Source organism: Desulfocurvus vexinensis DSM 17965, from assembly GCF_000519125.1.
Taxonomy (GTDB): domain Bacteria; phylum Desulfobacterota; class Desulfovibrionia; order Desulfovibrionales; family Desulfovibrionaceae; genus Desulfocurvus; species Desulfocurvus vexinensis.
This window is the reverse complement of record NZ_JAEX01000002.1, coordinates 104,572-129,494: the sequence shown is the minus strand read 5'-3', so window position 1 is coordinate 129,494 and position 24,923 is coordinate 104,572. Positions and strand designations below refer to the sequence as shown.

General features: G+C 71.1%; 28 protein-coding genes and 3 tRNA genes. 23 read left to right on the top strand and 8 right to left on the bottom strand.

Features of this window, described 5'->3' with window-relative positions; all coding sequences use genetic code 11:
• Positions 1–214 precede the first annotated feature (214 nt).
• The 22 genes from G495_RS0103535 to G495_RS0103430 all read left to right on the top strand — a co-directional run bounded on the left by G495_RS0103535 (position 215) and on the right by G495_RS0103430 (position 17,556).
• Entirely contained in the window at positions 215–1,285 is a 1,071-nt protein-coding gene (locus G495_RS0103535) for a phage protease (RefSeq protein WP_028586673.1), read from the top strand.
• Positions 1,286–1,294: 9 nt separating this feature from the next.
• On the top strand, positions 1,295–1,696 hold the full coding sequence (locus tag G495_RS0103530; protein ID WP_028586672.1) for a hypothetical protein: 402 nt from the start codon (positions 1,295–1,297) through the stop codon (positions 1,694–1,696).
• Between the two features lie 11 nt (positions 1,697–1,707).
• Entirely contained in the window at positions 1,708–2,751 is a 1,044-nt protein-coding gene (locus G495_RS0103525) for a Mu-like prophage major head subunit gpT family protein (RefSeq protein WP_211234128.1), read from the top strand.
• Between the two features lie 9 nt (positions 2,752–2,760).
• On the top strand, positions 2,761–2,994 hold the full coding sequence (locus G495_RS17410) for an HI1506-related protein (protein WP_035250872.1): 234 nt from the start codon (positions 2,761–2,763) through the stop codon (positions 2,992–2,994).
• The gene (locus G495_RS0103515) at positions 2,994–3,410 is read left to right on the top strand and encodes a gp436 family protein (protein ID WP_028586670.1); all 417 of its coding nucleotides are present in this window, start codon (positions 2,994–2,996) and stop codon (positions 3,408–3,410) included. The genes G495_RS17410 and G495_RS0103515 overlap by 1 nt, the downstream gene beginning before the upstream one ends.
• 2 nt (positions 3,411–3,412) lie before the next feature.
• Positions 3,413–3,856, top strand: a complete 444-nt coding sequence (locus tag G495_RS0103510; protein WP_028586669.1) for a phage virion morphogenesis protein — start codon at positions 3,413–3,415, stop codon at positions 3,854–3,856.
• On the top strand, positions 3,856–4,377 hold the full coding sequence (locus tag G495_RS17405) for a phage protein Gp37 (protein ID WP_051445024.1): 522 nt from the start codon (positions 3,856–3,858) through the stop codon (positions 4,375–4,377). The genes G495_RS0103510 and G495_RS17405 overlap by 1 nt, the downstream gene beginning before the upstream one ends.
• 3 nt (positions 4,378–4,380) lie before the next feature.
• The gene (locus G495_RS20865) at positions 4,381–4,554 is read left to right on the top strand and encodes a DUF2635 domain-containing protein (RefSeq protein WP_084457817.1); all 174 of its coding nucleotides are present in this window, start codon (positions 4,381–4,383) and stop codon (positions 4,552–4,554) included.
• Complete coding sequence (locus G495_RS0103495; RefSeq protein ID WP_028586668.1) at positions 4,555–6,027, top strand: phage tail sheath subtilisin-like domain-containing protein; 1,473 nt, start codon at positions 4,555–4,557, stop codon at positions 6,025–6,027.
• Positions 6,028–6,036: 9 nt separating this feature from the next.
• A complete protein-coding gene (locus G495_RS0103490; protein ID WP_028586667.1) occupies positions 6,037–6,384 on the top strand; it encodes a phage tail tube protein in 348 nt (115 codons plus the stop codon).
• A 2-nt stretch (positions 6,385–6,386) separates the two neighbouring features.
• Complete coding sequence (locus G495_RS17400) at positions 6,387–6,785, top strand: phage tail assembly protein (protein ID WP_035250869.1); 399 nt, start codon at positions 6,387–6,389, stop codon at positions 6,783–6,785.
• A gap of 127 nt (positions 6,786–6,912) precedes the next feature.
• Positions 6,913–8,856, top strand: a complete 1,944-nt coding sequence (locus G495_RS0103480; protein ID WP_028586666.1) for a phage tail tape measure protein — start codon at positions 6,913–6,915, stop codon at positions 8,854–8,856.
• Entirely contained in the window at positions 8,853–10,103 is a 1,251-nt protein-coding gene (locus G495_RS0103475; protein ID WP_028586665.1) for a DNA circularization protein, read from the top strand. Before G495_RS0103480 ends, G495_RS0103475 begins: the two co-directional genes overlap by 4 nt.
• Entirely contained in the window at positions 10,096–11,130 is a 1,035-nt protein-coding gene (locus G495_RS0103470) for a phage baseplate assembly protein (RefSeq protein WP_028586664.1), read from the top strand. Before G495_RS0103475 ends, G495_RS0103470 begins: the two co-directional genes overlap by 8 nt.
• Positions 11,130–11,768 carry a phage baseplate assembly protein V gene (locus tag G495_RS0103465; RefSeq protein WP_028586663.1) on the top strand — a complete coding sequence of 213 codons (639 nt, stop codon included), beginning with the start codon at positions 11,130–11,132 and terminating at the stop codon, positions 11,766–11,768. Before G495_RS0103470 ends, G495_RS0103465 begins: the two co-directional genes overlap by 1 nt.
• A gap of 1 nt (position 11,769) precedes the next feature.
• Positions 11,770–12,204 (top strand): phage GP46 family protein, encoded by a 435-nt coding sequence (locus tag G495_RS0103460; RefSeq protein WP_028586662.1) that lies wholly within the window; start codon positions 11,770–11,772, stop codon positions 12,202–12,204.
• On the top strand, positions 12,205–13,263 hold the full coding sequence (locus G495_RS0103455) for a baseplate J/gp47 family protein (protein ID WP_028586661.1): 1,059 nt from the start codon (positions 12,205–12,207) through the stop codon (positions 13,261–13,263).
• Positions 13,263–13,862 (top strand): YmfQ family protein, encoded by a 600-nt coding sequence (locus G495_RS0103450; protein ID WP_028586660.1) that lies wholly within the window; start codon positions 13,263–13,265, stop codon positions 13,860–13,862. Before G495_RS0103455 ends, G495_RS0103450 begins: the two co-directional genes overlap by 1 nt.
• 1 nt (position 13,863) lies before the next feature.
• Positions 13,864–14,496, top strand: a complete 633-nt coding sequence (locus G495_RS0103445) for a hypothetical protein (protein WP_028586659.1) — start codon at positions 13,864–13,866, stop codon at positions 14,494–14,496.
• A complete protein-coding gene (locus tag G495_RS0103440; protein ID WP_084457815.1) occupies positions 14,496–16,121 on the top strand; it encodes a LamG-like jellyroll fold domain-containing protein in 1,626 nt (541 codons plus the stop codon). Before G495_RS0103445 ends, G495_RS0103440 begins: the two co-directional genes overlap by 1 nt.
• Before the next feature lie 16 nt (positions 16,122–16,137).
• Positions 16,138–16,569, top strand: a complete 432-nt coding sequence (locus G495_RS17395) for a hypothetical protein (protein ID WP_035250865.1) — start codon at positions 16,138–16,140, stop codon at positions 16,567–16,569.
• 216 nt (positions 16,570–16,785) lie between these two features.
• Positions 16,786–17,556 (top strand): DNA adenine methylase, encoded by a 771-nt coding sequence (locus tag G495_RS0103430; protein ID WP_211234126.1) that lies wholly within the window; start codon positions 16,786–16,788, stop codon positions 17,554–17,556.
• 544 nt (positions 17,557–18,100) lie between these two features.
• Here the strand turns inward: G495_RS0103430 and G495_RS0103425 are convergent.
• The 7 genes from G495_RS0103425 to tmcD form a co-directional block, all read right to left on the bottom strand.
• Positions 18,101–18,177: transfer RNA gene (locus G495_RS0103425), tRNA-Asp, on the bottom strand.
• 181 nt (positions 18,178–18,358) lie between these two features.
• A tRNA-Asp gene (locus G495_RS0103420) sits at positions 18,359–18,435 on the bottom strand.
• 19 nt (positions 18,436–18,454) lie between these two features.
• A tRNA-Val gene (locus tag G495_RS0103415) sits at positions 18,455–18,530 on the bottom strand.
• Positions 18,531–18,703: 173 nt separating this feature from the next.
• Positions 18,704–19,099, bottom strand: coding sequence for an acidic tetraheme cytochrome c3 TmcA (gene tmcA / locus G495_RS0103410; RefSeq protein ID WP_028586656.1), 396 nt, complete (start codon positions 19,097–19,099; stop codon positions 18,704–18,706).
• 37 nt (positions 19,100–19,136) lie between these two features.
• The gene (gene tmcB / locus G495_RS0103405; protein ID WP_245588360.1) at positions 19,137–20,570 is read right to left on the bottom strand and encodes an electron transfer complex ferredoxin TmcB; all 1,434 of its coding nucleotides are present in this window, start codon (positions 20,568–20,570) and stop codon (positions 19,137–19,139) included.
• 42 nt (positions 20,571–20,612) lie between these two features.
• Entirely contained in the window at positions 20,613–21,275 is a 663-nt protein-coding gene (tmcC, locus tag G495_RS0103400; RefSeq protein WP_028586654.1) for a TmcC family electron transfer complex membrane anchor subunit, read from the bottom strand.
• Positions 21,276–21,284: 9 nt separating this feature from the next.
• Positions 21,285–22,538: an electron transfer complex subunit TmcD gene (tmcD, locus tag G495_RS0103395; protein ID WP_028586653.1), complete on the bottom strand. Its 1,254-nt coding sequence runs from the start codon at positions 22,536–22,538 to the stop codon at positions 21,285–21,287.
• A gap of 375 nt (positions 22,539–22,913) precedes the next feature.
• Here tmcD and G495_RS17390 point away from each other — a divergent pair, with 375 nt between their 5' ends.
• On the top strand, positions 22,914–23,963 hold the full coding sequence (locus tag G495_RS17390) for a hypothetical protein (protein ID WP_035250863.1): 1,050 nt from the start codon (positions 22,914–22,916) through the stop codon (positions 23,961–23,963).
• 87 nt (positions 23,964–24,050) lie between these two features.
• Here G495_RS17390 and G495_RS17385 read toward each other — a convergent pair whose 3' ends face one another.
• A complete protein-coding gene (locus G495_RS17385; protein ID WP_051445022.1) occupies positions 24,051–24,833 on the bottom strand; it encodes a DsbA family protein in 783 nt (260 codons plus the stop codon).
• Positions 24,834–24,923: the final 90 nt, after the last annotated feature.

Genomic DNA, 24,923 nt, shown 5'->3' with positions numbered 1-24,923 from the left:
CTGGGCGGTCGCAGCCCAGCGCGGCGGCCCGAGGTGCGCGCCCCGGCCCGAACGGGCGGCACAGGGCGTTTATAAACGTTTTTGAACGGGCATCCTTGACGCAGCGGACGCCCCCCCCCTGCCCCTGAACCCTGCCTCGTATCACGCGGCGCCCGCCGCAACTGTTAACCCCCGTTAAAAGACCCTGCCCCGAGCGATGCGCTAGAGGGGCGACATGAGACGTATCGCTTTCAACACCGAGATGCCCGCAGGGCAGGCTCCGGAGTGGGTCGAGCTGATCCCGGCTGGCCCTGAGGTGCGTGGCATCGACGGGCGGGCCTGGGCGTTCGGCCCGGACGACGCCGCCCGGGTCGTCGCCGCGTACAACCGGCGCGGGCTGCCCGTACAGATCGACTGGGAACACGCGACCGAACACCGCGCGCCGAAAGGCCTGGAGGCCCCTGCTGCGGGTTGGATCACCGGGCTGGATATCCGGGGCGGTGCCGTGTGGGGCCGGGTCGAGTGGACCCCCCGGGCGGCGAATCAGATCGCCACGCGGGAATACCGCTACCTGTCGCCCGTGTTCTACCACACGAGATCAGTCCCGAGCCGCGTCGCCGAGCTGCTCTCGGCGGGGCTGACGAATCACCCCAACCTGCGGCTCAAGGCGCTGAACGCCCAGGCCGCCGAACCGGAGGACGAGATGAAGTTGACCAAAGCATTGTGCGCCCTGCTCGGCGTGGCCGAAGACGCCACCGAGGAGCAGATCAACCAGCAGGCGGGGGCCGTGCAGGCCGCCCTGGACAAGGCCAAGAACACCCCCGAAGTGCCCGCAGGCGTGGCCGCCGCCCTGGACCTGCCCGCCGGGTCCACCGCCGACCAGGCCGTGGCCAAGGCCCAGGCCCTGGCGAAGGCCGCCAACCAGCAGCAGCCCGGAGGCCTGGACAAGTATGTGCCCCGCACCGACCTGGACCACGCCCTGACCCGCGCCGCCAACGCCGAGGAGCGGCTGCGCACGATCGAGGCCGCCCGGCGCGAGGCCGACATCGAGGCTGCCGTGACCCAGGCCATCGCCGGGGGCAAGATCGCCCCGGCCAGCCAGGGCTACTACCGCGCCATGTGCGCGGCGGAGGGCGGCCTGGAGGAGTTCAAGAAGTTCGTGGCCACGGCGCCGCAGGTCATCAAGGATCCTGAGCTGCCCGGCAAGCCCGGGGACGCCGACCCGAAGGCCCTGAACGCGCAGCAGGCCAAGATCGCCGAGATGTTCGGCAACACCCCCGAAGACCTGGCCAAGTACGCCGGGTAAGGAGACGACATGGCGCTCACCAGTGACCGCAACACGCCCTACCGGGACGGCGAGCTGATCTCCGTGCCCGTGGCGGCGGGCGTCAAAATCTACGCTGGCAGCCTGGTGGTGGCCACTGCCACCGGCTACGCCGCACCCGGCAGCACCGCCACGACCCTGACCTACCTGGGCCGGGCCGAGGAGCAGGTGGACAACAGCGCGGGCGCCGACGGCGCGCGGACCGTGCTCGTGCGCCGCCGCAAGGCGTTCCTGTTCGCCAACTCGGCCACGGACGCCGTGGACCAGGCGTGCGTGGGCAAGCCCTGCTACATCGTGGACGACCAGACCGTGGCCAAGACCCACGGCACCAACACCCGTTCGGCCTGCGGGATCGTGCTCGGCGTCGGCGCCGAGGGCGTCTGGGTCGAGTAAAGGAGAGACACATGCCCATCAAACGCACTGTTTCCATCTGCCTGGCCTGGCTGCTGCTGTTTGCCGTGGCCCTGACCCTGTCCTTCCAGACGGCCCATGCGTCCCAGGCTGACCCCGGCGGCGCCTGGCCGCTGCTCGGCTTCGGCGGTCTGCTGGTCAACCGCGCGGTGCTGAACGACGTGTTCACCAACCTCAAGACCACCTTCCACAAGGCCTTCGATGCCGCGCCGAGCCTGTGGGAGAAGATCGCCATGAAGGTGACCTCCACGGGCAGCCAGAACGACTATGCGTGGCTGTCCAATTTCCCCCGGATGCGCAAATGGGTCGGGGACAAGGTCATCAAGGCGCTGGAGGGATTCCGCTACTCGATCGTCAACGACGACTTCGAGGCGACGGTGTCGGTCAAGCGCAGTCACATCGAGGACGACACCCTGGGCATCTACGGGCCGCAGGCCCAGATGGCCGGATTTTCGGCCAAGCAACTGCCCGACGAGATCGTGTTCGACCTGGTCAACCAGGGGTTCACCGCTCTGTGCTACGACGGCCAGTACTTCTTCGACACGGACCATCCGGTGGCCGGTGCGTCGGTCAGCAACAAGGGCGCAAAGGCGCTCTCTGCGGCCACCCTGGCCGCCGCCCAGGGCAGCTACGGCGCCGCCCGCACGGCGCTGCGCAAGATGCGCGACGACGAGGGCCGTCCGCTGAACATCACGCCCAACGTGCTGCTGGTGCCTCCGGCGCTGGGAGACACCGCGCGCCTGCTGATGACCACCGAGCGGCTGGAGGACGGCAAGCCCAACCCCTACAGGGGCACCGCCGAGGTCGTGGAAAGCGCCCACCTGACCAGCGACACGGCCTGGTTCCTGCTCGACACCACCAAGCCGGTCCGCCCGTTCATCTACCAGGAGCGCAAGAAGCCCGTCTTCGTGCAGCAGATCGACATGAGCGCGGACGACGTGTTCACGCGCGGGGAGTACAAGTTCGGCGCCGAGGCCCGGGCCGCCGGGGGCTACGCCTTCTGGCAGATGGCCTACGGCAGCACCGGGACCGAGTAAGGAGGCACCATGAGCATCATCATCACCAGCAAGAAGGACGGCTTCCGCCGGGCGGGCCTGCCCCACCCGGCGCAGGCCACCTCGTACCCGGACGATCGCTTCTCGCCCGCAGAGCTGGCGGCCCTCCAGGCCGAGCCCCTGCTCGTGGTCCAGGTGGTCGAGGATCCCGCTGCCGAGCAGCAGGCCGAAGACGAGCCCGGCGCCAAGGCCCAGGGCGCCAAGGCCAAGAAGGAGAGCCGCTAGTGCCCTACGCCAGCGCGCAGGACATCGTCGACCGCTACGGCGAGGACCGGCTGCTGGTCCTCGCCGACCGCGACGGCGACGGGCAGGCCGACCAGGACGCCCTGGACCGGGCCCTGGCCGACGCCGTCGCGGAGGTCGACGGGTATGTGGGGGCGCGCCACGCGCTGCCGCTGCCCGGTGTGCCCCTGGTGCTGACCAGGCTGGCGGTGGACATCGCCGTCTACCGCCTGGCGGGCAGCGCGGACGTGCTGACCGACGAAATCCGCACCCGCTACGAGGACGCCGTGGGCGTGTTGCGGCGCATCAGCTCCGGGGAGGTGTCCCTTGGGCTGGCGCCCACGCCCACGGTGTCGGGCGGGACGGTGGAAATGCTGTCCCAGCCCGCCCGTTTCGGGCGGGGGAGGTTCCGCCCGTGAGTATGGCGCTGCGGGTCGACCTGCGCGAGCTGGGCGCCCTGGCCCAGCGCATCGAGGCGCTGGCCGCCGTGGACACGCCTGGCCTGCTGGACGCTGTGGGCGCGGAGGTGGAGTCGCAGACCCGGCGACGCATCGCCGAGGAACGCCAGGCTCCCGACGGCACGCCCTGGGCGGCGTGGTCGCCGCGCTACGCGGCAACGCGGCACGGCGGGCACAGCCTGCTGCAGGCCGAGGGCGGGCTGCTGGACTCCATCCAGTATGTGGTGGCCGGTGACGCGGTGGAGGTCGGGTCCAACCTGGTCTACGCGGCCATCCACCAGTTCGGCGGGGCGGAGGTGGGCAAGCAAACCCCCGCCCGGCCCTACCTCGGCCTGTCGCCCGACAACCTGGCCGATCTGGGGCGCCTGGTGGACGAGTGGGCCGCCGGGCAGATGGAGGCCAGGTGATGCAACAGATTTTGGACGCGGTGCGCGACGGCCTGCAGGCTCAGGTGCCCGGCCTGCGCACCTGCGAGGTGCATGGCGGGCGGTTCGACGAGGAGGAACTGCGGCGGGTGTGCCAAGCCGCACCCGCCGTCTATGTGGCGGCGCTGGACGTGCGCCTCGTGGACCGCAGCCTGGAGTTGACCCTGGCGGCGTTCGTGGTCGCCAAGGACTCCGCCGGGGCGACGCGCGACCGGGCCGCCCTGGCCATGGTCGCCGCCACGCTGCGCGGCCTGGACCGGCAGGATTGGGGCCTGGCGGCCACCGAGACCGCCCCGGCCCAGGTCCAGGCCCAGAACCTGTTCGCCAGCCGGGTCGCGCAGCGCGGCGTGGCCATGTGGGGCGTGAGCTGGCGGCAGCGGTTCGAGCTGCCCGGGGCTCTCGACCCCGCCACGATCGACGTGCTGGCCACGGTGTTCGCGGAGCAGGCCCAGGCCGACGGGGCGCCCGTGGCCCAGGACCATATAACCCTGCCTCAGGAGTGACGCATGAAGACGCTCTACCTCAAGCCCGGCGCGGGACTTGCCGTGCTGGACCCCGCGACGGGGCAGCCCCTGCCCCAGGACGGGGCCGACGTGCCCGACACCACCTATTGGCGCCGCCGCCTGCGCGACGGCGACGTGGCCCGGGCCACCCGGCCCAAGGCCAAGAAGGAGGCCTAGATGACGATCAGCTTCAACCAGATCCCGGACACCATCCGGGTGCCGCTGTGCTACGTCGAGTTCGACAACAGCATGGCCGTACAGGGTACGCCCAACTACATGAGCAAGATCATGGTGTTCGGGCAGATGCTGGAGACGGGCGCGGCAACGCCGGGCAGCCCCGTGCAGGTGCTGTCCGCCGACCACGGCGTCAAGCTCTTCGGGCGGGGCTCGATGCTGGCGGCCATGTTCGCGGGGCTCAAGGGCGCCAACGCCTACACCGAGACCTGGGCCGTGCCCCTGGCCGACGATGCCGAGGGTGTGGCGGCCAGCGGGGCGCTGACGGTCACGGGCCCGGCTACGGGCTCGGGCACCCTGGCCCTGTATGTGGCCGGGGTCCGGGTGCGCGTCGGCATTGCGGCTGGGGACACCGCCGCCGCAATCGCCACCAAGATCGCCGCCGCCATCGCCGCCGAGCCCGACCTGCCCGTGACCGCCGCCGTGAACGGGGCCGTGCCCGAAAAGGTGGACCTGACCTGCCGCTGGAAGGGCGAGACGGGCAACGCCATCGACCTGCGCCTGGGCTACTACGGCGAGACGCTGCCCTCCGGCGTCGGCGTGGCCGTCACCGCCATGAGCGGCGGCACGGCCAACCCGGACCTGGCCGACGCCCTGGCGGCCCTGGGCGACGGCTGGTGGAACTACCTCTGCACCCCGTACACCGACGCCGCGAACATGGCGGCCCTGGAAGCCGAGCTGGACGCGCGCGGCGGACCGCTCAAGATGGTGGACGGCGTGGCCTTCGCGGCGCTGGCCGGATCGCACGCCGCCGCGACCACCTGGGGCGCGGCCCGCAACCACCAGGCCGTCAGCTGCATGGCCATGGGCCAGAGCCCGACGCCGCCGTGGACCTGGGCCGCCGTCAACTGCGGCGTGGCCGCGTATCACCTGGACATCGACCCGGCCCGGCCCCTGCAGACCCTGGAGCTGCCGGGCTGCCTGCCCCCGGCGGTGGAGGATCGCTGGACCATGGTCGAGCGGAACCTGCTGCTGTACAGCGGGTTGGCCACGCACACCGTGACCCGGGACGGGGCCGTGCAGATCGAACGGCAGATCACGACCTACCAGACCAACAGCTACGGCCTGCCCGACCCCAGCTACCTGGACGTGACCACCCCGGCGACCCTGTCGTACCTGCGCTACGCCATCCGGACGCGCATCACCCAGAAGTTCCCGCGCCACAAGCTGGCCGACGACGGCACGCGCTTCAGCCCCGGCCAGGCCATCGCCACCCCGCGCATCGTGCGCGCCGAGCTGCTGGCGCTCTTCCGCGAGCTGGAGGCCAAGGGGCTGGTGGAGAACTTCGACTCCTACAAGGCCACCCTGCTGGTGGAACGCGATCCCGACGACCGCAACCGCCTGAACGTGCGGTCCAACCCCGACCTGGTCAACCAGCTGCGCATCTACGCCCAGCAGGTCCAGTTCATTCTCTAGGAGCAGTCCATGAAGTACACCGGCAGCGCCATCATCCGCGTGGACGGGGCGGAAATCCCCTCCGACGGCAAGGGCTCCCTGACGCCCGGCGGCATGGCCCGCGAGGTCGCCACCGACGGCACCAAGACCCTGGGCTACACCGAGAACTACGAACCCCCCGTGCTCAAGTGCAAGGTGCGCCACGGGGCGGACCTGTCGATCACGGCCTTGCAAAACCTGACCGACGCCACCGTGATGTTCGAGACGGACACGGGCAAGGTGTTCACCCTGCGCGGGGCGTTCACCACCAACGCCCTGGAGCTGTCCGAGGGGCAGGTGGACCTGGAAATGTCGGCCCTGAGCTGCGACGAGGAGTAGCCATGCACGAGACCGCGACCGTCACTGTTGCATTGAAGCACGGGTACCGGCTGGGTGAAACCGCCCTGCGCCAGGCGGTGCTCCGCGAGTTGACCACCGGCGACATCCTGGACGCCCGGGCGGCCTCGGAGCGGCTGGTCATGGTGCCGGGCGAAGGGCCGGCCCTGGTGTGCAGCCCCTCGGGCATGGGCGTGGAGACCCTGCGGCGGCAGATCGTGCGCCTGGAGGACGGCGGGGAGCCGCTGCAGGGGCCGCTGTCCGTCGCCCAGATGGGGCGGCTGCACCCCGACGACTTCGCGGCCATCCAGGACGCGGCGGACCGGATGGACGCCGCCAGCCTGCAGGCCGCCGAGAGGGCCGCCGCCCGGGGGCGAGCTGACGGGGGCGGCGGCGGCGCTTGAGCCCCTGCCCCTGATCCTGGCCAGCCGCACGGGCTGGGGCCCCACAGAGGTGGGCGCCCTGCCCGTGCGCCGGGCCCTGGCCTACCTGCGCCTGCTGAACCCCTGACCAGCCTGAAACGAGCGACACATGAGCGACCTGCGCACATCCATCGTCCTGTCCCTGACCGGCAACCTCGAAGCCCGCGCGCGGCGCTACGGCAGCGCCGTGGGCCAGTTCGCGGGCGGGGCCGAGCGGCAGCTCGGGCGCGTGGCGCGCTCGGCGGCGGCCCTGGGCCGGGGGCTGGACGCGCTGGGCAACAAGTACACGGCCATGCTGGGCGGGGTCAGCGCAGCAGGCACGGCCAAGATGCTGGCGGACCTGCAACTGCGCTTCACCCGCCTGGGCATCCAGGCGGGCGTGTCCGACGAAGCCGTCCAGAACCTCAAAAAATCCATATATGATGTGGCCCTGGCCCCGGACATCCGGGCCGACCCCTCGGAAATCACCTCCGCCATTGAGGCGATCGTCGAGATGACGGGCGACCTGGGGTTCGCGCAAGAGAACATCCGCAACATCGGCGTGGCGATCCAGGCCACCGGCGTGGCAGGGGCGGACATCGGCGGCCTGTTTGCCGAGTTCCAGAAAATGGACATCAAGGCCCCGGACGAGGTGCTGCGGGCCCTGGACACGCTGAACCAGCAGGGCAAGATTGGCGCGTTCACCCTGCGGGATTTGGCAGGCCTGGGGCCCCGGGTGATCACGGCCTATACGGCCATGGGCCGGGGCGGCACCGACGCCCTGCTTGAGATGGGCGCGGCGCTGCAGATGGTCCGGAGGGGCACGGGCAATTCGGAGCAGGCGGCGACGGCCTTCGAGGCGACGATGCGTACCCTGCGCGACCCCACCAAGCTGAAGGCCCTCCGCAAGGCGGGTATCCAGGTGTTCGACCCCGAGCGGCTCAAGGCGGGCCAGCGGGTGTTGCGGCCCATCAACGAGCTGATGGCCGAGATCATCGAGCGCACGCGGGGTGACAGTGTAAAGATGGGGAGCATTTTCGACGCCGAGGCGATACGGGCGTTCAACCAGGCGGCAGGCGAATTCCAGCGCACGGGTGCGCTGGGCAGCCTGGACACGTTCATGGCCGTTCAAGGGGACGGCACCACAACCCTGGCCGATTCCGCGCGTGCTGCAAGCAAGGCGGCATCGGCCATGACGGCCCTGATGACGGCCTGGAAGCAGGTGATGGACGAGGAGTTGAGCAGTCCGATCCAGGCGGCTGCAGACGCTCTCAACGCCCTGGGGCCTGAGAACACGGGGCGCATCATCAAGGGCATCGCGGGCGTCGGCGTGGCCCTGGGCGGGCTGGTGCTGGCGCGCAAGGCCTGGACCATGGGCCGGGGGGCGTGGAGCTTCCTGCGCGGCGGCAAAGGCGGAGGCGGCGGGGCCGCCACAGGCCTGGGCGGCCTGCCCGTGCCGCTGCCCGTGTATGTGGTCAACAGCCGGATGAGTCTGCTGCCCGGCGAGTATGGGGGCGGCTACGCGGGGGGCGCTGCGGGCGGCGCCAAGGGCGGGCGGAGCACCCTGGGCAAGCGCGGCGGGCGCGTGGGGCGACTGTTGGCGCGCTTTGGCGGCATGGGGCGCTACGCCGGACGCCTGGGCGGAGCGGCGTCCATTGTGGCCGCCGGTGTCGGCCTGGCCGACGTGCTGACCGACGACAGCCTGACGGGCGGAGAGAAGACCACAGCTGCGGGCGGCTACGCGGGGGGCGCTGCGGGCGGCGCGCTTGGGGGCTGGGGCGGCGCGGCCCTGGGCGCGGCCATCGGCACGGCCATCCTGCCCGGCATCGGCACCGCCGTGGGCGGGGCCCTGGGCGGATTGGGCGGTTCCCTGGCGGGCTACCTGGGCGGCGAGTGGGGCGGGGCGAAGCTGGCCGAGTGGTTTGCCGGGGGCAAGGGCGCGGAGCCTGAACCGGCGCAGGCGTCTGTGCTCGTCTCCATTAGCGACGACCGCGTGCGGGTCAAGCGCATGGAGGCCCAGGGGATGGATCTGGACGTGGATACCGGCGTGGTGCTCGGGGGGGTGGGCCGATGAGCTGGCGCGAGAACCTGCGCAGCGCGTCGTTCCGGGGCGCGCCGTTCCACGTCCGGTCGCACGACGCGACCCTGGGGCGCCGCACGGTGCAGCACGAGTACCCGCTGCGCGACACGCCGTACACCGAGGACATGGGGCGCCTGGCGCGCGGCTGGCGGGTGGAGGCTTTCGTGCTGGGGCCGGACTACATGGCCGCGCGGGATGCGCTGCTCGCCGCCCTGGAAGAGCCCGGCCCGGGCACGCTGGTCCACCCCTGGCTGGGCAGCCTGCGGGTGTGTGTGGCGCGGGCAACACTGCGCGAGACCACGGACAAGGGCGGCATGGCCACGGTGTCCGTGGAGTTCCTGGAAGCGGGCGAGGACAGCGCGCCGAGCCGCAGCGTGGACACGGGGGCCCTGGTCGGCGAGGCAGCCGATGCGGCGACCGGCACCCTGGCCGAGGATTTCGTCGCGCACTACGACACGCAGGGCTACCCGGAGCATGTGCGCGAGGACGGGGCCTGGAGTCTGGGCGCGGTGAGCGATGCGCTGTCGCAGGCGCTGGGTGTCGTGCGGGCCCCCAGCGGGACGCTGGCCGCCATCCAGGGCCAGACCACGAGCCTGGCGGCCCAGGCGCTGACGCTGGCCGGGGCTCCGGGCGCCATGGCCTCGGGGGTGCTGGGCACGCTGGCGGCGCTGTCCGGCTCCGGGAGCGGCGTGCTGGCAGCCTTCCGGACGATGTGGGATTTCGGGCTCTCGCGTTCCTGGGGGGCGACGGGCACGGCGGCGCGGGGGTCCGCATCGCTGTCCACCGCCGCCCTGGTCGTGCCCGCCGGGGCCGAGGCCACAACCGCCACCCGCACCCTGGCCAACCGCGCCGCCGTGGCGGCACTGGTGCGCCGGGCGGCAGTGGTCGAGGCCAGCCGGGCGGCGGCGAGCCAGGACTACGCGTCGGCCAACGACGCCCTGGCCACGCGCGAGGAACTGGGGGAGCGCCTGGACCTGGAAATGGACAGTGCCAGCGACAGGGCGTTCCGGGCGCTGGGCGCCGTGCGCACGGCGCTGGTGCTCGACCTGACCGAGCGCGGAGCCCGGTTGCCCGCGCTGCGCTCCTATCGGCCCGGGGCCACCCTGCCTGCGCTGGTGGTGGCCCACAATATCTGGGGCGACGCGACGCGGGCGGACGAAGTCGTCAGCCGCAACCGGGCCGTGGTGCGCCACCCGGGCTTCGTGCCCGGCGGCGTGGATCTGGAGGTGCTGGATGCCTAGGGCGGTGCTGCAGATCGGCTCGTCCCGCTACGAGGGCTGGACCCGTATCAGCGTGGCCCGGGCCCTGGACAGGGTGTCCGGGCGCTTCGACCTGGCGCTGACGGAACGCTGGCCAGGGCAGCGGACCACGCGTCCGGTGCGCCCGGGGCAGGCCTGCACCGTGGCCCTGGATGGGCACACCGTCATCACCGGCTATGTGGACGAGGTGTCGGTGGACTACGACGCCACCGCGCACACCGTGAGCGTGCAGGGCCGTGACAAGACCGGGGATCTGGCCGACTGCAGCGCCCCGGCCTCGCAATTCACAGGCCGCACCCTGGCCCAGGTGGCCCGGGATCTGTGCGCGCCCTACGGCGTTCAGGTCCGCGATCTGGCCCAGGCCGGGGCACCGTTTCGCACATTCAAGGGCGGCGAGGGCGACAGCGTGCTGGAGGTGCTGGAGGCCGCCGCACGGGTGCGGGCCGTGCTGCTCACGTCGGACGGCGCGGGCCACCTGGTCCTGACGCGCAGCGCCGGGGCCAGCCGGGGCGGCGCCCTGACCCTGGGGGACAACGTGGTCAAGTGCAGCGCGCGGTTCAGCGAACGTGACCGGCACCATCTCTACACCATTAAGGGCCAGGCCGCCGGGGACGACGACTGGTCCGGCGAAGCCGCTGCGCACCCCTGCGCCACGGCCCGCGACCAGGGCGTGACCCGCCACCGGCCCAAGACGATCATCGCCGAGGAGAGCATCGACCAGGCGGCGGCCACGGCCCGCGCGGCCTGGGAGCGCGACGTGCGCTACGGGCGGTCGCGGACCGTGACCTACACCGTGCAAGGCTGGACGCACCCGGGCGGACTCTGGGAGCCGGGCGTCCTGGCCAGGGTGGAGGACGCCTTCCTGGGCTACGACGGGGCCGAATTGCTGGTGTGCTCCGCAACCTGGCTGCTGGACGACGAGGGCTGCCGCACCGAGCTGGAGCTGTGCCCGCCCGAGGCCTTTGCGCTGGTGGAACTGCCCGAACCCGGCGAGGAGGAGGGCTGGTGATGCTGCGCAACCTGCACAAGCTGCTCGACCCCGTGCGGCGCGCGGTGCGCCTGTTGCTGACCCGGGGCGTGCTGCGCCTGGTGGCCGACGACGCCACGCTGCAGCGCGTGCAGGTCACCGCGCTGGCCGGGGAGACCCTGGACGGCCTTGAGCGGTGGCAGGACTACGGCATCACCAGCGTGCCGCACCCCGGCGCCGAGGTGCTGGTGGGCTCTGTTGGCGGCAACCGCAGCCACGCTGTGGTGCTGCGGGTGGATGACCGCCGGTACCGCCTGCGCGGCCTGGAAGACGGCGAGGTGGCCCTCTACACGGACGAGGGCGACGTGATCCACCTGGCGCGGGGCCGCCGGGTGCGTATTTCGACCCTGCACCTGCACATCGACGCCGCCGAGGACGTGGCCGTGCAGACGACGCGCTACGAGGTGACCGCCTCGGAGGCGGTGGAGTTCGTGACGCCCAGCCTGACTGCCCGCGCGGCGGGCGGGGGCGCGTCCGTCGCGCGGTTCGAGGGGGCAGTGCATGTGACCGGCGACGTGACCACCGATGCGGATGTGCGCGCGCAGGGCGTTTCCCTGCGCGGGCATGTCCACCCCGAGAACGACGGCGGCGGCCCCACTGATCCGCCGCAGGAGAGCTAGGATGGACGCGGCCCTGGTCTGGACCGACACCGGAGGCGACCTGCAGGTGCTGGGCGGGGATCTGCTGGCCGAGGAGAGCCTGGCCACCGCCGTGGTGCTGTCGTTGTTCCTGGACAGGCGGGCGCTGCCCGAGGACGAACTGCCGCACGGCGGGACGGACCGGCGCGGCTGGTGGGCCGACGCCTTCGGTGATGCCGACCTGACGGGGTCGCGGCTGTGGCTGCTGTGGCGGCGCAAGCAGTTGCCCGAGGTGCTGGCCGAGGCCCGCGAGTACGCCGAAGAGGCCCTGGGCTGGCTGGTGGAGGACGGCGTGGCCACCAGCGTGAGCGTGGCCACCAGCTTCCCGCGCAGGGGGATGTTGCAGTGGAACATCCGCATCACCCGCACCTCCGGCTCGGAGTCCACCTATTCATTCACCAGGGCATTGGAGGGATAAATGCCGTTTGACAGACCGGACTTCCAGACCCTGCTGGACCGTGCCCTGGCCGATATCCAGAGCCGCCTGCCCGACGCCTCGCCGCAGTTGCGGCGGTCGCTGCTGGGCGTGGTGGCCAGGATGCACTCGGGGGCGGTGCATGGGCTGTATGGGTACCTGGACTGGCTGGCCAGGCAGGCCATGCCCGACACCGCCGAGGCCGAGCACCTGGAACGGTGGAGCAGTTGGTGGGGCGTGACGCGCAAGGCCGCCAGCTGCGCCAGCGGCGAGGTGACCCTCGCGGGCACCTCCGGCGCGGTGGTCCCGACGGGCACGGTGCTGGCCCGGGCCGACGGCGCGACCTACGCCACCACCGCCGAGGTAGCGATGAGCGCGGCAGGCACGGCCACGGCCCCCGCCGTTGCCGACGAGCCCGGGCAGAGCGGCAATGCCGACGCCGGGCTGGCGCTGACGCTGGTGACGCCCCTGGCGGGGGTCCGGGGGGCGCTGGCCGCAGCGGGGTTCGGGGGCGGCGCGGACGAGGAAGGCGACGGCTCGTTGCTGGCCCGGCTGCTGGCGCGCGTGCGCAACCCGCCCCAGGGCGGCGCGGCACAGGACTATGAGGCCTGGGCCCTGGGTGTGGCCGGTGTGACCCGGGTGTGGGTTGCCCCGCAGGAACAGGGCCCGGGGACCGTGGTCGTGCGCATCATGACGGACGACTCCACCCCGGATGGCATCCCCACGGCCCTGGACGTGGCCGCCGTGCAGGCCGTCATCGAGGCCGCCCGCCCCGTGACGGCGGAGGTGACCGTGGTGGCGCCGCTGCCCGTGCCCCTGGACATGACCGTGCGCCTGGCCCCCAACACCGCAGCCGTGCGGGCCGCCGTGCAGGCCGAGGTGACGGCGCTGATCCGGCGGCAGGCCCGCCCGGGGGGCACCATTCCACTGTCGCACCTGCGCGAGGCCATCAGCGTGGCGCCCGGGGAGACGGACCACCAGCTGGTCAGCCCTGCGGCGGACGTGGCCCACGGGCCGGGAGAGATCGCTGTTCCCGGGGCCATCGTCTGGGAGGATATGTAATGGGCCGCAGCGCACAGGATTTCCAGGCCCAATTGCAGGCCTTGCAGCCGCCCGGCGCCGCACTGCCCCAGGACATGGACTCGACGTGGGGGCAGTTCCTGGCCGCGCTGGCCGGGGAGCTGGCCCGGGTGGACGCGCGCTCGGACGACCTGCTCGACGAGGTCGATCCGCGATCGACCCTGGAACTGCTGCCCGACTGGGAGCGGGTCTGCGCCCTGCCCGACGCCTGTACTGGGGACGCCACCACGCTCCAGGAGCGTCGCCGCGCCGTTGTGCGCGTGCTGACCGCGCGCGGCGGGCAGAGCCCCGCGTATTTCCAGGCCGTGGCCAGCGAGCTGGGATACAGCGTGATCATCGAGGAATTCCGGCCATTCATCGCCGGGGCCAGCCGCTGCGGCGACGTGCTGAACGGTCCGGCGACGGTGCGGCATACCTGGCGGGTGCGCGTGCTGGGTCCGCGCGTGACCTGGTTTCGCGCCGGGGCCAGCCGCTGCGGCGACCTGCTCGGGGCCATCGCCCGCGCCCAGGACCTGGAGTGCGTCCTGGGACGATTGGCTCCGGCGCACACCCATCTGATCGTAGCCTACGAGGAGGATTGACATGCAATACGTTCCCCCGCTCGGCGCTGAAGCCGACGCCGCGTATGTGGACGCCCAGCCCGCGCTGGGCATCGAGGGCAGCGTGGTGCCCGCCGCCGCCATCGAGCACCCCCAACGCGAGATCCTCGACGTGATCGAGGCGGCAGAGCTGGAGCCGGACGGCGCCACCCTGACGCAACTGCGCGCCGCCATCATGGCCCTGGCCGGGGCCGAGGTCGGCGCGCACGCCACCCGCACCGACAACCCCCACGCGGTGACCGCCGCGCAGGCCCTGGCCGTGCCCCTGGCGGGCCCTGCGACCCTGACGGGGGCCTATGCGGCGCCGCCGCTGGCCCTGGGCGAGGTTGCCACCGAGCAGGTGCAGCTCACCCTGGGGGCGCGCAGCCACCAGAGCGTGACCGTGACCCACGCTGCCGCCGTTTTTGCCGACCCGGCGGACCTGGCCACCTGGCCCGGCGGCGAGGTCAGGCTGTGGCTGACCATGGGCCCGGCTGCCGCCTTCGTGGGGCATGGCGTGGGCCTGGTCGAGCAGTATGGCAGCTGCGCCGACATGCTGGCGGGGCGGACCTACCTGGTCCACCTGCTCGGCCAGGGCGACGGGCAGTTGCACGCCTACATCGAAGAGGTGCTCTGATGTCCGCGCCGCTGACGCCCTCGCTGCCGATCCGCCGCTGCTCGTGCCGGTATCCGGTGCAGATCGGGAACGGCCTGTTGCTGGACAGCGCCGCCGGGACGGCTCAATACCTGTCGCGCACGCCGCCCAGCACGGCGGGCAATCGGTCCACCTGGACGTGGAGCGGGTGGGTGCGCCGGGGCTCGCTGGCCGGGATCGCGGGGCTCTTCGGCGCGCGCCAGGCCGGGGCGACCAGCGCCACCTACCTGGCGATCGTATCCCACTGTCTGGTGTACTACGACGTGCTGGCTGGCGTCGTGCAGGCCCACGCCACCTCCGCCCCGCTGCTGCGCGACGTGGGCGGCTACTACCACATCGTCTGCGCCGTGGACTATACCCACGCCGACCCCCTGGAGCGCGTGCGGCTCTACGTCAACGGGGAGCGCCAGGCGCTCACGCTGGTGGCTACGCCGACCCCCTCCCACCAGAGCCGCGTCAACAGCGTGCAGCCGCACAGCCTGGGCCGCAGCGTGGACGGGGCGGGCACTGCTTCCTACCTGGACGGGTTCCTGGCCGCCGTGGATTTCGTGGACGGCGCGGCCCTGGGCCCGGAGGCGTTCGGGGCCCCGCGCGGGGACCACTGGGTGCCGCTGGTCTACACGGGGGAGCGGGGCTTCAACGGCACGCGGCTGGAGTTCGGGGCCCCGGGCGACCTCGGCGCCGACACCAGCGGCGCGGGCAACCACTGGACGGTCAACGGTGCCCCGGTCCAGACCCTGGACAGCCCGACCAACACCTACCCGACGCGGCAGCAGGCGTGTGGCTCGGACTACTACTCCGGCACCGAGTACGGCGTGACCACGCTGGGCGGGCTGCGGACCCGGGCGAGCGCCTACACGTTCGCGTGGTGGCCGACGATCCACCTGCCTGCCCGAGGTCGCTGGTATTTCGAGGTCCGGCAGAGCGTGGCGGGCGATATCGGCCTGCGGCTCGGCGTGGTGGTGCCGACCCAGCGCGACCTGAACCATGGCGCCTACACGCTTGGGGACACCGTGGCCGGAGGCGGCGTGCTGTATCGCGTGGACAACAGCACTGTCGTCCGCTGGGCCGGGGCCTCGTACGAGACGCTGGCCACGGGCCTGGGCACCAACGTCGCCAACAACGTCCACGGCGTGGCCGTGGATCTGGACGCCCGGGAGATGAGATGCACCTGCAACGGCGTTCAGGTCAGCGGCCCCCACGCGCTGCCCGCAGTTGGCGACCGTTGGAGCTTCGTCCTCGCCGCGCACCTGGCGGGGAGCAACATCCTGATGGACTTCGGGCAACTCGGCTGGTGGTACGGCCCGCCTGCGGGCTACCAGCCCCTCTGCACGGCAAACCTGCCCTGCGGCCTGGCCACGGTGTCGGGCACCTACACCGGCACCGGCCTCGCAAACGGGCCGTATGTGCCCACGGGCTGCGAGCTGGACTCGCTGACCATCAACGGCACGGCACTCTACAACGACGGCTCGGCGCGGGGCGTGGTCGATTTCCTGGCCGCTGGATTCAAATTGCGCTCGTCTGCGCACAACGCCAACGGCACAACCTACACCTGGACTGGCGTGGTGCGCACCGAGCAGCGGTGCGCCAACGCCGTGGTCAACTAGAGCTAGGAGAGCAAGCATGTACCAATACCCTGACGGCACCGAGCACCGGGGGCTGCCCCCGACCGTGGAGCGGGACGGCGTGCAGTACTACACCGCGCGCCTGGCGGAGGCGCATCTGGTAGGCCTGGGCTACCGGCGGATCGTGGACGTGACAGAGGTGCCCCCGGGCCAGCAGCGGGCCAGCACCTACACCGACGCAGTGGTGGACGGGCGCGTCCTGCGCACCTACGACCTGGAGCCGGAGCCCGCCCCGTCCCCCGAGGCCCGGCGCGAGGAGATCCTGGCCGAGCTGACGGCCCTGGACGCCGCCAGCGCCCGGCCCCTGCGCGCGGTGCTGACCGCCCAGACCGCCGGGCAGCCCCCCGCCGCCGAGGACGTCGCCCGCCTGGCCGACCTGGAAGCCCAGGCCCAGGCCCTGCGCACCGAGCTGGCGGGGCTGGCCGAGTAGCCGCAGGCTCTTTGACAAGGAGGCCCGGCCCCAAGACGGGGCCGGGCGCATGAGAGGAACAGGCGGGGGTGCTGCCGCACCCCCACTGGCCCGGTGCGCGAACACCGGACCACCGCCCGCAGGCAGCTGCTCCATTCCCCTGATCAGGGTGGAGATTCCCTAGCAGGCGCGGGCCGAATCGTAAAGAGAGCCATGACAACCCAGGAGACCGCCTCAGTGTCACCGGTCGCCCCCTACATCGGGGGCAAGCGCCGCCTGGCGGCGCGCGTCATCGAGCACATCAACGCCTGGCCGCATGAGACCTACGCCGAGCCCTTCGTGGGCATGGGAGGCGTGTTCCTGCGGCGGCCCACCCCGGCCCGGTGCGAGGTCATCAACGACGCCTCGCGCGACGTGGCCACCTTCTTCCGGATTCTCCAGCGCCATTACCCGCAGTTCATGGAGACGCTCAAGTTCCAGATCACGAGCCGCGCAGCGTTCGAGCGGCTGTGCGTCACGGACCCAGACACCCTCACGGACCTGGAGCGCGCCGCCCGCTTCCTTTACCTCCAGCGGCTGAGTTTCGGGGGCAAGGTCACAGGCCGGACGTTCGGTGTGGACCAGGGCCGGGGAGCCCGTTTCAACCTCAACACCCTGGGCACGCGCCTGGAGGAGCTGCACGAGCGCCTGGCCGGAGTGGTCATTGAGTGCCTCGACTTCGAGGTGTTCCTGCGCCGCTACGACCGCCCGGGAACCCTGTTCTACCTGGACCCGCCTTACTACGGAACCGAGGGCTACTACGGCCCCGGCCTGTTCGGGCGCGATGATTTCGAGCGCCTGGCCCGGGCCCTGGGCCAGCTCCGGGGGCGCTTCCTGCTCTCCCTCAACGACTGCCCCGAGGTCCGGGCGCTGTTCCAGGGGTTCGAGCTGATCCCGCTGACAACCACCTACACGGTCCGTGGCCGAGGCGCCGCCGCCCCGGCCCGTGAGCTGTTGATCACCTCATGACCACACAAACGCCCCTGGCCAGGTTGCTAGCCAGGGGCGTTTCTGTAATGCTGTTGCACATAGTGCAACGGCAAGGGCCGTTCAATTATCGCGATTTTGGCGCGGATTTATCGCGACGCGCTTCAGCTGCCGTTCGCGATGATAGACGTATCTCCCACCTCTCCGGCGCCCCCGGCCACGCACGCCCCGGCATCGGCCTCCCTCCTGCGCCGCGCGCGAAGAGGCAATCTTGTGGTTGAGGAACGTGCGCACGCGCGCGCCAGAACAAAGTCCCAAAGCACGCACTCCCCGGCTTGCTGTCTGGTCAGGCGCGACGGCACGCGCTTTTCCAGAACCGCACTCCCTTCCCCGCAACGGCGACCCGCCCAGGCAAAGGAACTGCGTGCCCTGCGTGCGCGCAAGGCGTTGCCCAGGAAACAGGCCTTGCGAAGCCCGGGCAAAGAGCAAAGCCTCGGCCCGGGCACCCCGGACCACGATAAAAAGCCCGGAAGCTTGCGCTTCCGGGCTTGGCAGGATTTCGCCCCTTGGGGGCGGTCAGTGTCGGTGGCGGAGCCGAAGGGACTCGAACCCTCGGCCTCCGGCGTGACAGGCCGGCGTTATAACCAACTTAACTACGGCTCCGCATATGTGAAAATGGCGGGTTGAACGTCGCGCAGCAGCGCGAGAGGTTCGTCAGGGCTGTGGCCGCATGACCACGGGCTCCCCCTGGAAGCCGTCACCCTCGGGCAAAGTCGCCCCCAACTCCCGCTCACAGTCTGGGGCATCAAGAAGGGGCTTGCGTGCAAGCCCCTGGTCTTTCAAGTGGCGGAGCCGAAGGGACTCGAACCCTCGGCCTCCGGCGTGACAGGCCGGCGTTATAACCAACTTAACTACGGCTCCGCGTGATCCCGTGCCTCTGTGGTGGGCGGAACAGGGCTCGAACCTGTGACCCTCGGCTTGTAAGGCCGATGCTCTCCCAGCTGAGCTACCCGCCCGCGCTCCCACAGTCGGGAGCACTGTGTCTATCCACAGCGCCCCTTCTTGTCAACGGTTTTCAAAAACCCCGGCCAAGAATTTTCCCGGCCCCGGCTGCCCGCTGGCAACCCATTGAAACAACAGGCGTTCCGGAGCGCCTTGCAGCGCCCCGGAACGCCCGGTCAACTCGGCTCTAGTTGCCCATGTGGCACTCGCCGCAGGCCATGGGCCCGGCGGCGCGCTCGGCGTGGCATTCCTTGCACTGGCGATGGTAGGCCTCGCGCAGGCCGGGCTGCGTGCCCACGCGCTTCAGGGTATGGCATTCGGCGCAGGCGGTGCCCACGGAGTCCTGGCCTTCCACCAGCTTGCCGTCCTCGTAGACGTGGTGGCAGCGGGCGCAGTCGTCCAGCTCGGCTTTCTCGTTGTGCGCGTCGTGGTTGAAGACCGCCGCCGGGCGCAGGTGCGTCCCGAAGGCCTCGGCCTTGAGCTCCACGATGTCGTCCTGGCTCCAGGCGGCGGGCGCCGCCACCAGGGCCACGGCGGCAAGGACCGCGAGGGCCAGGGCCGCAAGAACGTGTCTGGGATGCATATGGTCCTCCCCGCCCCGTTGCCGGGGCGTTGTCGGTTTACTCCGCTTCCACGGCCCCGGGCTTCTCCATGTACTTGAAGAGCAGGTCGCCCAGGAACATGAGCTTCATCTCCAACCCGTAGTGGTGGATGATGTCCTCCAGGCCGCCGTGGCAGTTGTGGCAGGGCGAGATGATGGTGTTGATGCCCTGGTCCTTCATGCGCGCCAGCTGCTCGGCCTTGTAGCGGTTGGAGAGCACGCGCTTGGTCTTCCACGGCGGACCGCAGTTGATCACGCCGCCGCCCGCGTTGCAGCAGATGTTGAAGACCTTGTTGGGCGCCATTTCCACCACGCCCTGGGTGAAGGCGCTGGCCACGTAGCGGCCCATCTCGTGCAGGCCGCGCCCGCGCACGGTGTTGCACGGGTCGTGGAAGGTCACGCGCTCGGGGAACAGCTCGCGCGGGCGCACCCGCCCGGCCTTGACCAGCTCGTAGAAGAACTCGATGGAGTGGACCATGGGCACCGGGGGCATCTTCCAGCCCAGCCAGCGGTTGCCCACGTCGTAGACGCTGCGGAAGGCGTGGCCGCACTCGCCCATGACGATCTTCTTCACGCGCAGCTTCTGGGCGGCCTCGTAGTGGGCCTTCTTGATGCGGCCCATGGTCTCGAAGTCGCCGGTGAACATGGCCATGTCGGAGTTGTCCCAGCCCGGGGTGGCGGGCATGGTCCAGTCGCACCCGGCCTGGTCGAAGATCACCGCCGCCTGGTAGATGAGGTGCGTGCGGAACTTGGGCTCGGGCGCGATGACCGAGTACATGAAGTCCGCCCCGACCTTGCCGACGGGGATGCGGATGGTCGGGATCTCGTCGCGGGCCTCGTCCTCCTGCCATTGCAGGGTGTCGGTCCACTCGTCGTCCTTGACCCACATCTGGTTCAGGGTCGCGGCGTGGGAGTGGCAGGTGTCCTGGATGTACTGCGGGGTGATGCCCAGCTTGTGGCAGATGCGCCGCACGGTCTGGATCATGTAGGCCACGTCGATGCCAAACGGGCAGAACTGCTGGCAGCGGCGGCACAGGTTGCATTCGGTGTGCGCGACGACCACGGCCTCGCGGCACTCCTCGGGGCTCAGCTTGCCCTTCTTCTCAAGCATGTTCCAGATGGTGCGCTTGACCTTGCCCACCGGGGAATACTTGGGGTCCTTGTCGTTGGAGAGGTAGTGGTGGCAGGCGTCCGAGCACAGCCCGCAGTGGACGCAGGTCTGCACATAGGCGCGCATCCGGGCGCCGCACTCGCCGCGCAGCACCTGGTTGATGGTCTTCTCGATGCGTTCGGGCGTCAGGCGCGCGACGCCATCGTCCACGCCCACGTCCTTGATGGACGCGAACTGGGCATATTTCCCGTCGGCCTTGTCCTGGGCCGACTTGGCCGCAACGCGCTCCAGGCAGGACATGGCCTGTGCGGCGGCTTGGGTGTTTTCGGCGGTCTCAGCCATTGTAGGATCTCCTTGCAATGCGTTCGCGGGTTCGGGCCGGGCCTACCAGTCGTACACGTTGCGCACGGCGCCGAACTCGGACGCCGTGTAGCCCCGGGTGTACCAGAAGGTCAGCATGTGCGAGAGCCGCGTAAAGGGAATGGCCACGAGCATGATCTCGCCGCAGAGCATGTGCAGGCTGGTCATGAGCAGGTTGTCGCCAAAGCCGTGGTAGGCCATGATGCCCGTGACGAACGGCGCGGCGACCACCGCCAGGATGGCGAAGTCGGAGCAGCTGGTCACGAAGCGGACCTCGGGCTGGGTCAGGCGGCGCCAGGCGAAGTAGACGCAGCCGAAGACCACGATCCACGCGGCGGCGTCCGCCACGCTGTCGGGCAGCGCGGCCCAGCTCACGCCGAGCGCGCTCTCCTCCAGGAGCACCAGGTGCCCCAGGGTGAACAGCGGCACGAGGACGATGCCCACGTGGAACAGGAAGGTGACGATGGTCATCACCGGCTGACGGCGCGAGTTGGTGCTCATGAAGGGCACCAGCCAGTGCAGGAAGCTCGCCAGGGCGTGGCGCCAGCTCCAGTACTCGACGACGTAGGTGTCCTTGGCCTTGGTTTCGGCCAGAAGCGAAGCGATCTTCCAGATGCTGCCACCCAGGAAGACGGCGAAGGCCACCCACACCAGGGGGCCGCTGACAAGGGCGTAGAATGCGTGCATGGCTCCCCCCTATTTGAAATCGGCCACGGGCACCACGCGACGGTGGTACTTGCCGTTTTCGATCATCTTGACGAGAACAAGGCGCCCGTCGGGGCTGAACGCCGGGTCGAAGCAGGCCTCGCCGGCGCGGGAGTACTCCTTGCCGTTCACGGCCACGGTGTACTTGCCGCCCTTCTCGACCTTGGCCGCAACGTGGGCGCCGTCGAGGCTTAACACCGGGGCCCAGGCCATGTCGTAGCGTCCGGCCCAGGCCTTGCCATCGACCATGACGGCCCACTTGCCGCCGTCCTTGCCCAGGGCGGCCGCGCGGGCGCCATCGGGCGACAGCGCCAGGTCGGTGACCATCTCGCCGAAGGTCAGGCCCCAGGGCTTGTCGTCCACGGCCACGGTCCAGCGGCCGAACTGCGGGCTGACGATGGCCGCCAGGCGCGCGCCGTCGGCGCTGAAGGCCGCGTGCCAGCACTGGCCGTACAGGCTCCAGATCAGGTGCCCGTCGCGCGCAAGCGACCACTTGCCGCCCTGGCGCACCGGGGCGACCACGGAACCGTCGCGCGGGTCGAACAGCGGCTTCCACACGCCCTGGAACCGCGCGGCCCACGGCGCGCCGTCCACGGCCACGGTGAAGTCGTACAGATTGGTGCGCACCTCGGCTGCGGCATGGCTGCCGTCCGCCGACAGGGTCACGCCGAAGACGTTGGTGAACAGGGTGTCCCAGGCGTTGCCGTCGATGGCCACGGTGTAGAGGCCTTCCTGGTAGCGCTTGATGTCGGCCTGGCCCAGCTCCTTGGCCTGCACGGCGGCCGCGCTGTGCGCGCCGTCGGCGCTCAGCGTGAAGGCCGTGCCGTTCTCGAAGAGCGTCTCCCAGGGCGTGCCGTCCACGGCCATGCCGTAGGCGCCGTCATTCTGGATGGCGGCGGCGATGACCGACCCGTCGGCGCTGAAATGCGTATCCCAGACGTAGCCGAAGCTCTCTTCCCAGGGTTCGTCGTCCACGACGAACTTCCACTCGCCCATGTCCGAAACGCAGGCCGTGAGACGGCCATCGGGCCCGAACCCGAGGTTCCAGACCCGCTCGAAGGTGTTTTCCCAGGCCTCGTCGTTCACGCAGGCCGTGAACTCGCCCTGGACGTTGGCCACGGCGGCGTACGTTTCGCCATCGGGGCTCACGTGCGGCTCCTCGACCCATTCGTACTTGTCCCGGCTGGCGCCGAGGTCGGCGACAAGCCGTTCACCCGGCTCCCAGTTCCATCCCGATGTATCCACCGCAGCCCTCCTTTCGCGCCCGACACGCATGACGGGGTCACTTGCTCGTGGTTCGGAAAGCCCGCCCTCCGAACCGGCATATTCCGAACCCCCATAATTCGGCCACGTGGTTCATGTCCAGAAAAATGGGCGCAACACACTTAAATAACTAAAAATCATATCACAAGAATAGGATATTCACCTACTGGAAGGGTGTGAATGCAGCCCGCCGGATTTCAAGCCGAATCCTGGCCACGCGGCGCCAGAGCCCCGCCAAAGGGGAGCCCGGAAGTCGGAAATCCGCCCTGGCGCGCGGCCCATGTCCTTGATATTCCATACCTTGGAGGTTCCAGGCGCCCAGGCGCATCTGGACAATCGCGCCCCGGGGCGCTATCGTTGCGCGATGCCAAGAACTGCGCCCGCTTCCGCACCTGCCGCGCCATGAACGCGCCCCTGCCGCCCCGCAAGACCCTGGCCTGGAACGGCGTGAGCCTTCAGGTGCCCAGAAGCTGGGATTCGGCGGAGTTCCAGGCTTTCGCCCTGTCCGTTGCGGGCCGCGACGGCCAGGGGCTGGACCTGCGCTGGGCCCGCACCAAGGGCTCCTTCGACCCCCAGGCCCATCTGGCGCGGGTCGCCGCGGCCATGGGCCCGGGCGCCGTCGCCGACCCCGACCCCGCCGCCCTGCCCCCGGGCTGGGCCGGGGCCGGGCAGGCCCTGGCGGCGGCGGGGCTGGCCGTGCTGCCCTTTGCCTGGCGCGCCGGGGACGGCGCCGGGCCCGGCGCCGTGCTGCACAACCCCGCCACCGGCCTGGCGGCCCTGGCCCGCTTCACCCTGCCCGGCCCGGCCCCGGAGCAGGACATGGCCACGGCCCTGGCCGTGCTGGACAGCCTGGGCGACCATCCGCCCGGGGGCCCGGTGCCCTGGGCGGCCTTCGGTGTCACCGCCGTGGTGCCCGGCGACCTTGAGTTGCGCGCTTTTTCCTTCACTCCCGGGCACTTCCGCCTGACCCTGGCCGCGCCGCACACGGGCTGCGAGTTGGTGCTCGACCGCCTGGGCCCGGCGGACGCCCTGCTGGGCCGCCGCACCCTGGCCCAGTACGCCGACGCCTTCTACGGCACCCTGGGCGCGCCGGAGGGCTTTTTCAGCGAGGCCCCGGCCAGCGCGCCCGGCCTGCCCGAGGCCGCCCCCGACGCCCCCGACGCCCCGCCCCCCGGCGCCGCCCCCGCCCGGGCCCCGGAGCCGGACATGGTCGCGGGCAGCGGCTTCCGGCCCGCGCCCCTGCTGGCCCGGCTGCTGCGCAGGCCCTGGCCCGGCGCCCGCCGGGGGCGCCTGTGGCGCGCGGGCATCGGAGCCATGCTCCTGGGCGCCTTCATGCGCGCCCCGCGCGAGCGCGACCTGGAGGCCTTCGAGGCCATCTGCCGCGACTACGCCCTGGACCGGCCCTGAGCCGAGGCGCCCCGCCGCCCGCAACGCACAGGGGCCCGCAACCGTTTCCGGCTGCGGGCCCCTGCGTTCGTTCCGTGCCCGGGCGGGCTACTTGCCGCCCTGCACCAGGTCCAGGACCTCTTCCATGGTCCGCTCCGACAGCGCGCCCTCCACGGCCACGCCGTTGAACAGGTACACCGGCACCCCGGTGAAGCCCCAGTCCAGGAACTCGCGGGCGTCGTCGCGCACCCGGTCGCGCACGGTGTCGCCCTGCATGTCGGCCTCCAGGCGCGCGGCGTCCACCCCGGACAGGGCCAGGGCCAGCGCCAGGAAGGCCTCCTTGGGTTGCGGCGCGGCGGCGATGCCCGCTTGCTGCGCGAAGGCCTGCCGGGCAAAGGCCAGGGCCAGTTCCCCGTCCTGCAGCCCCAGGGCCTCGTAGACCCGGGCCGCGTATTCGCCGTTCTCGGACATGGGCGCGTGCTTGGAGAGGTGGCGGACCCGCCCGGGATGGCGCTCCACCAGGGCGTCGATGGTCCGCGAGCCCTGGGCGCAGTAGCCGCACAGGAAGTCGGAATAGGAGACCACGGTCACCGCCGCGTCGGGCGCGCCGTGCCAGGGGCGCGCGGGGTCCAGGGCCGGGGCCAGGGGCGCGTCCAACTGCTGGCGCCACCTGTCCTTCATGGCCCGGTCGCGGCGCTCGCGGGCACCCTGCTCCACCAGCTCCAGCAGGGCCACCTTGTCCTGGGCCAGGGCGTCCAGGACCAGTTGCGGGTCCTCGCGCACGGCGGCGCGGATGCGTTCCTTCAGGGTGGCGTCACCCGTGCGCGGCGCACAGGCGGCCAGCGGCAGGGCGAAAAGCACGGCGAGCAGCAGGGGCAAGAGTCGGCGCATGGGCGGGGGGTCTCCTTGGGCTGGGTGGGGTCGCAAAGCCCCGGTCTTACGCCCGGCCCGGGCCGGACGCAAGGGCCAAGCGGGCCCAAA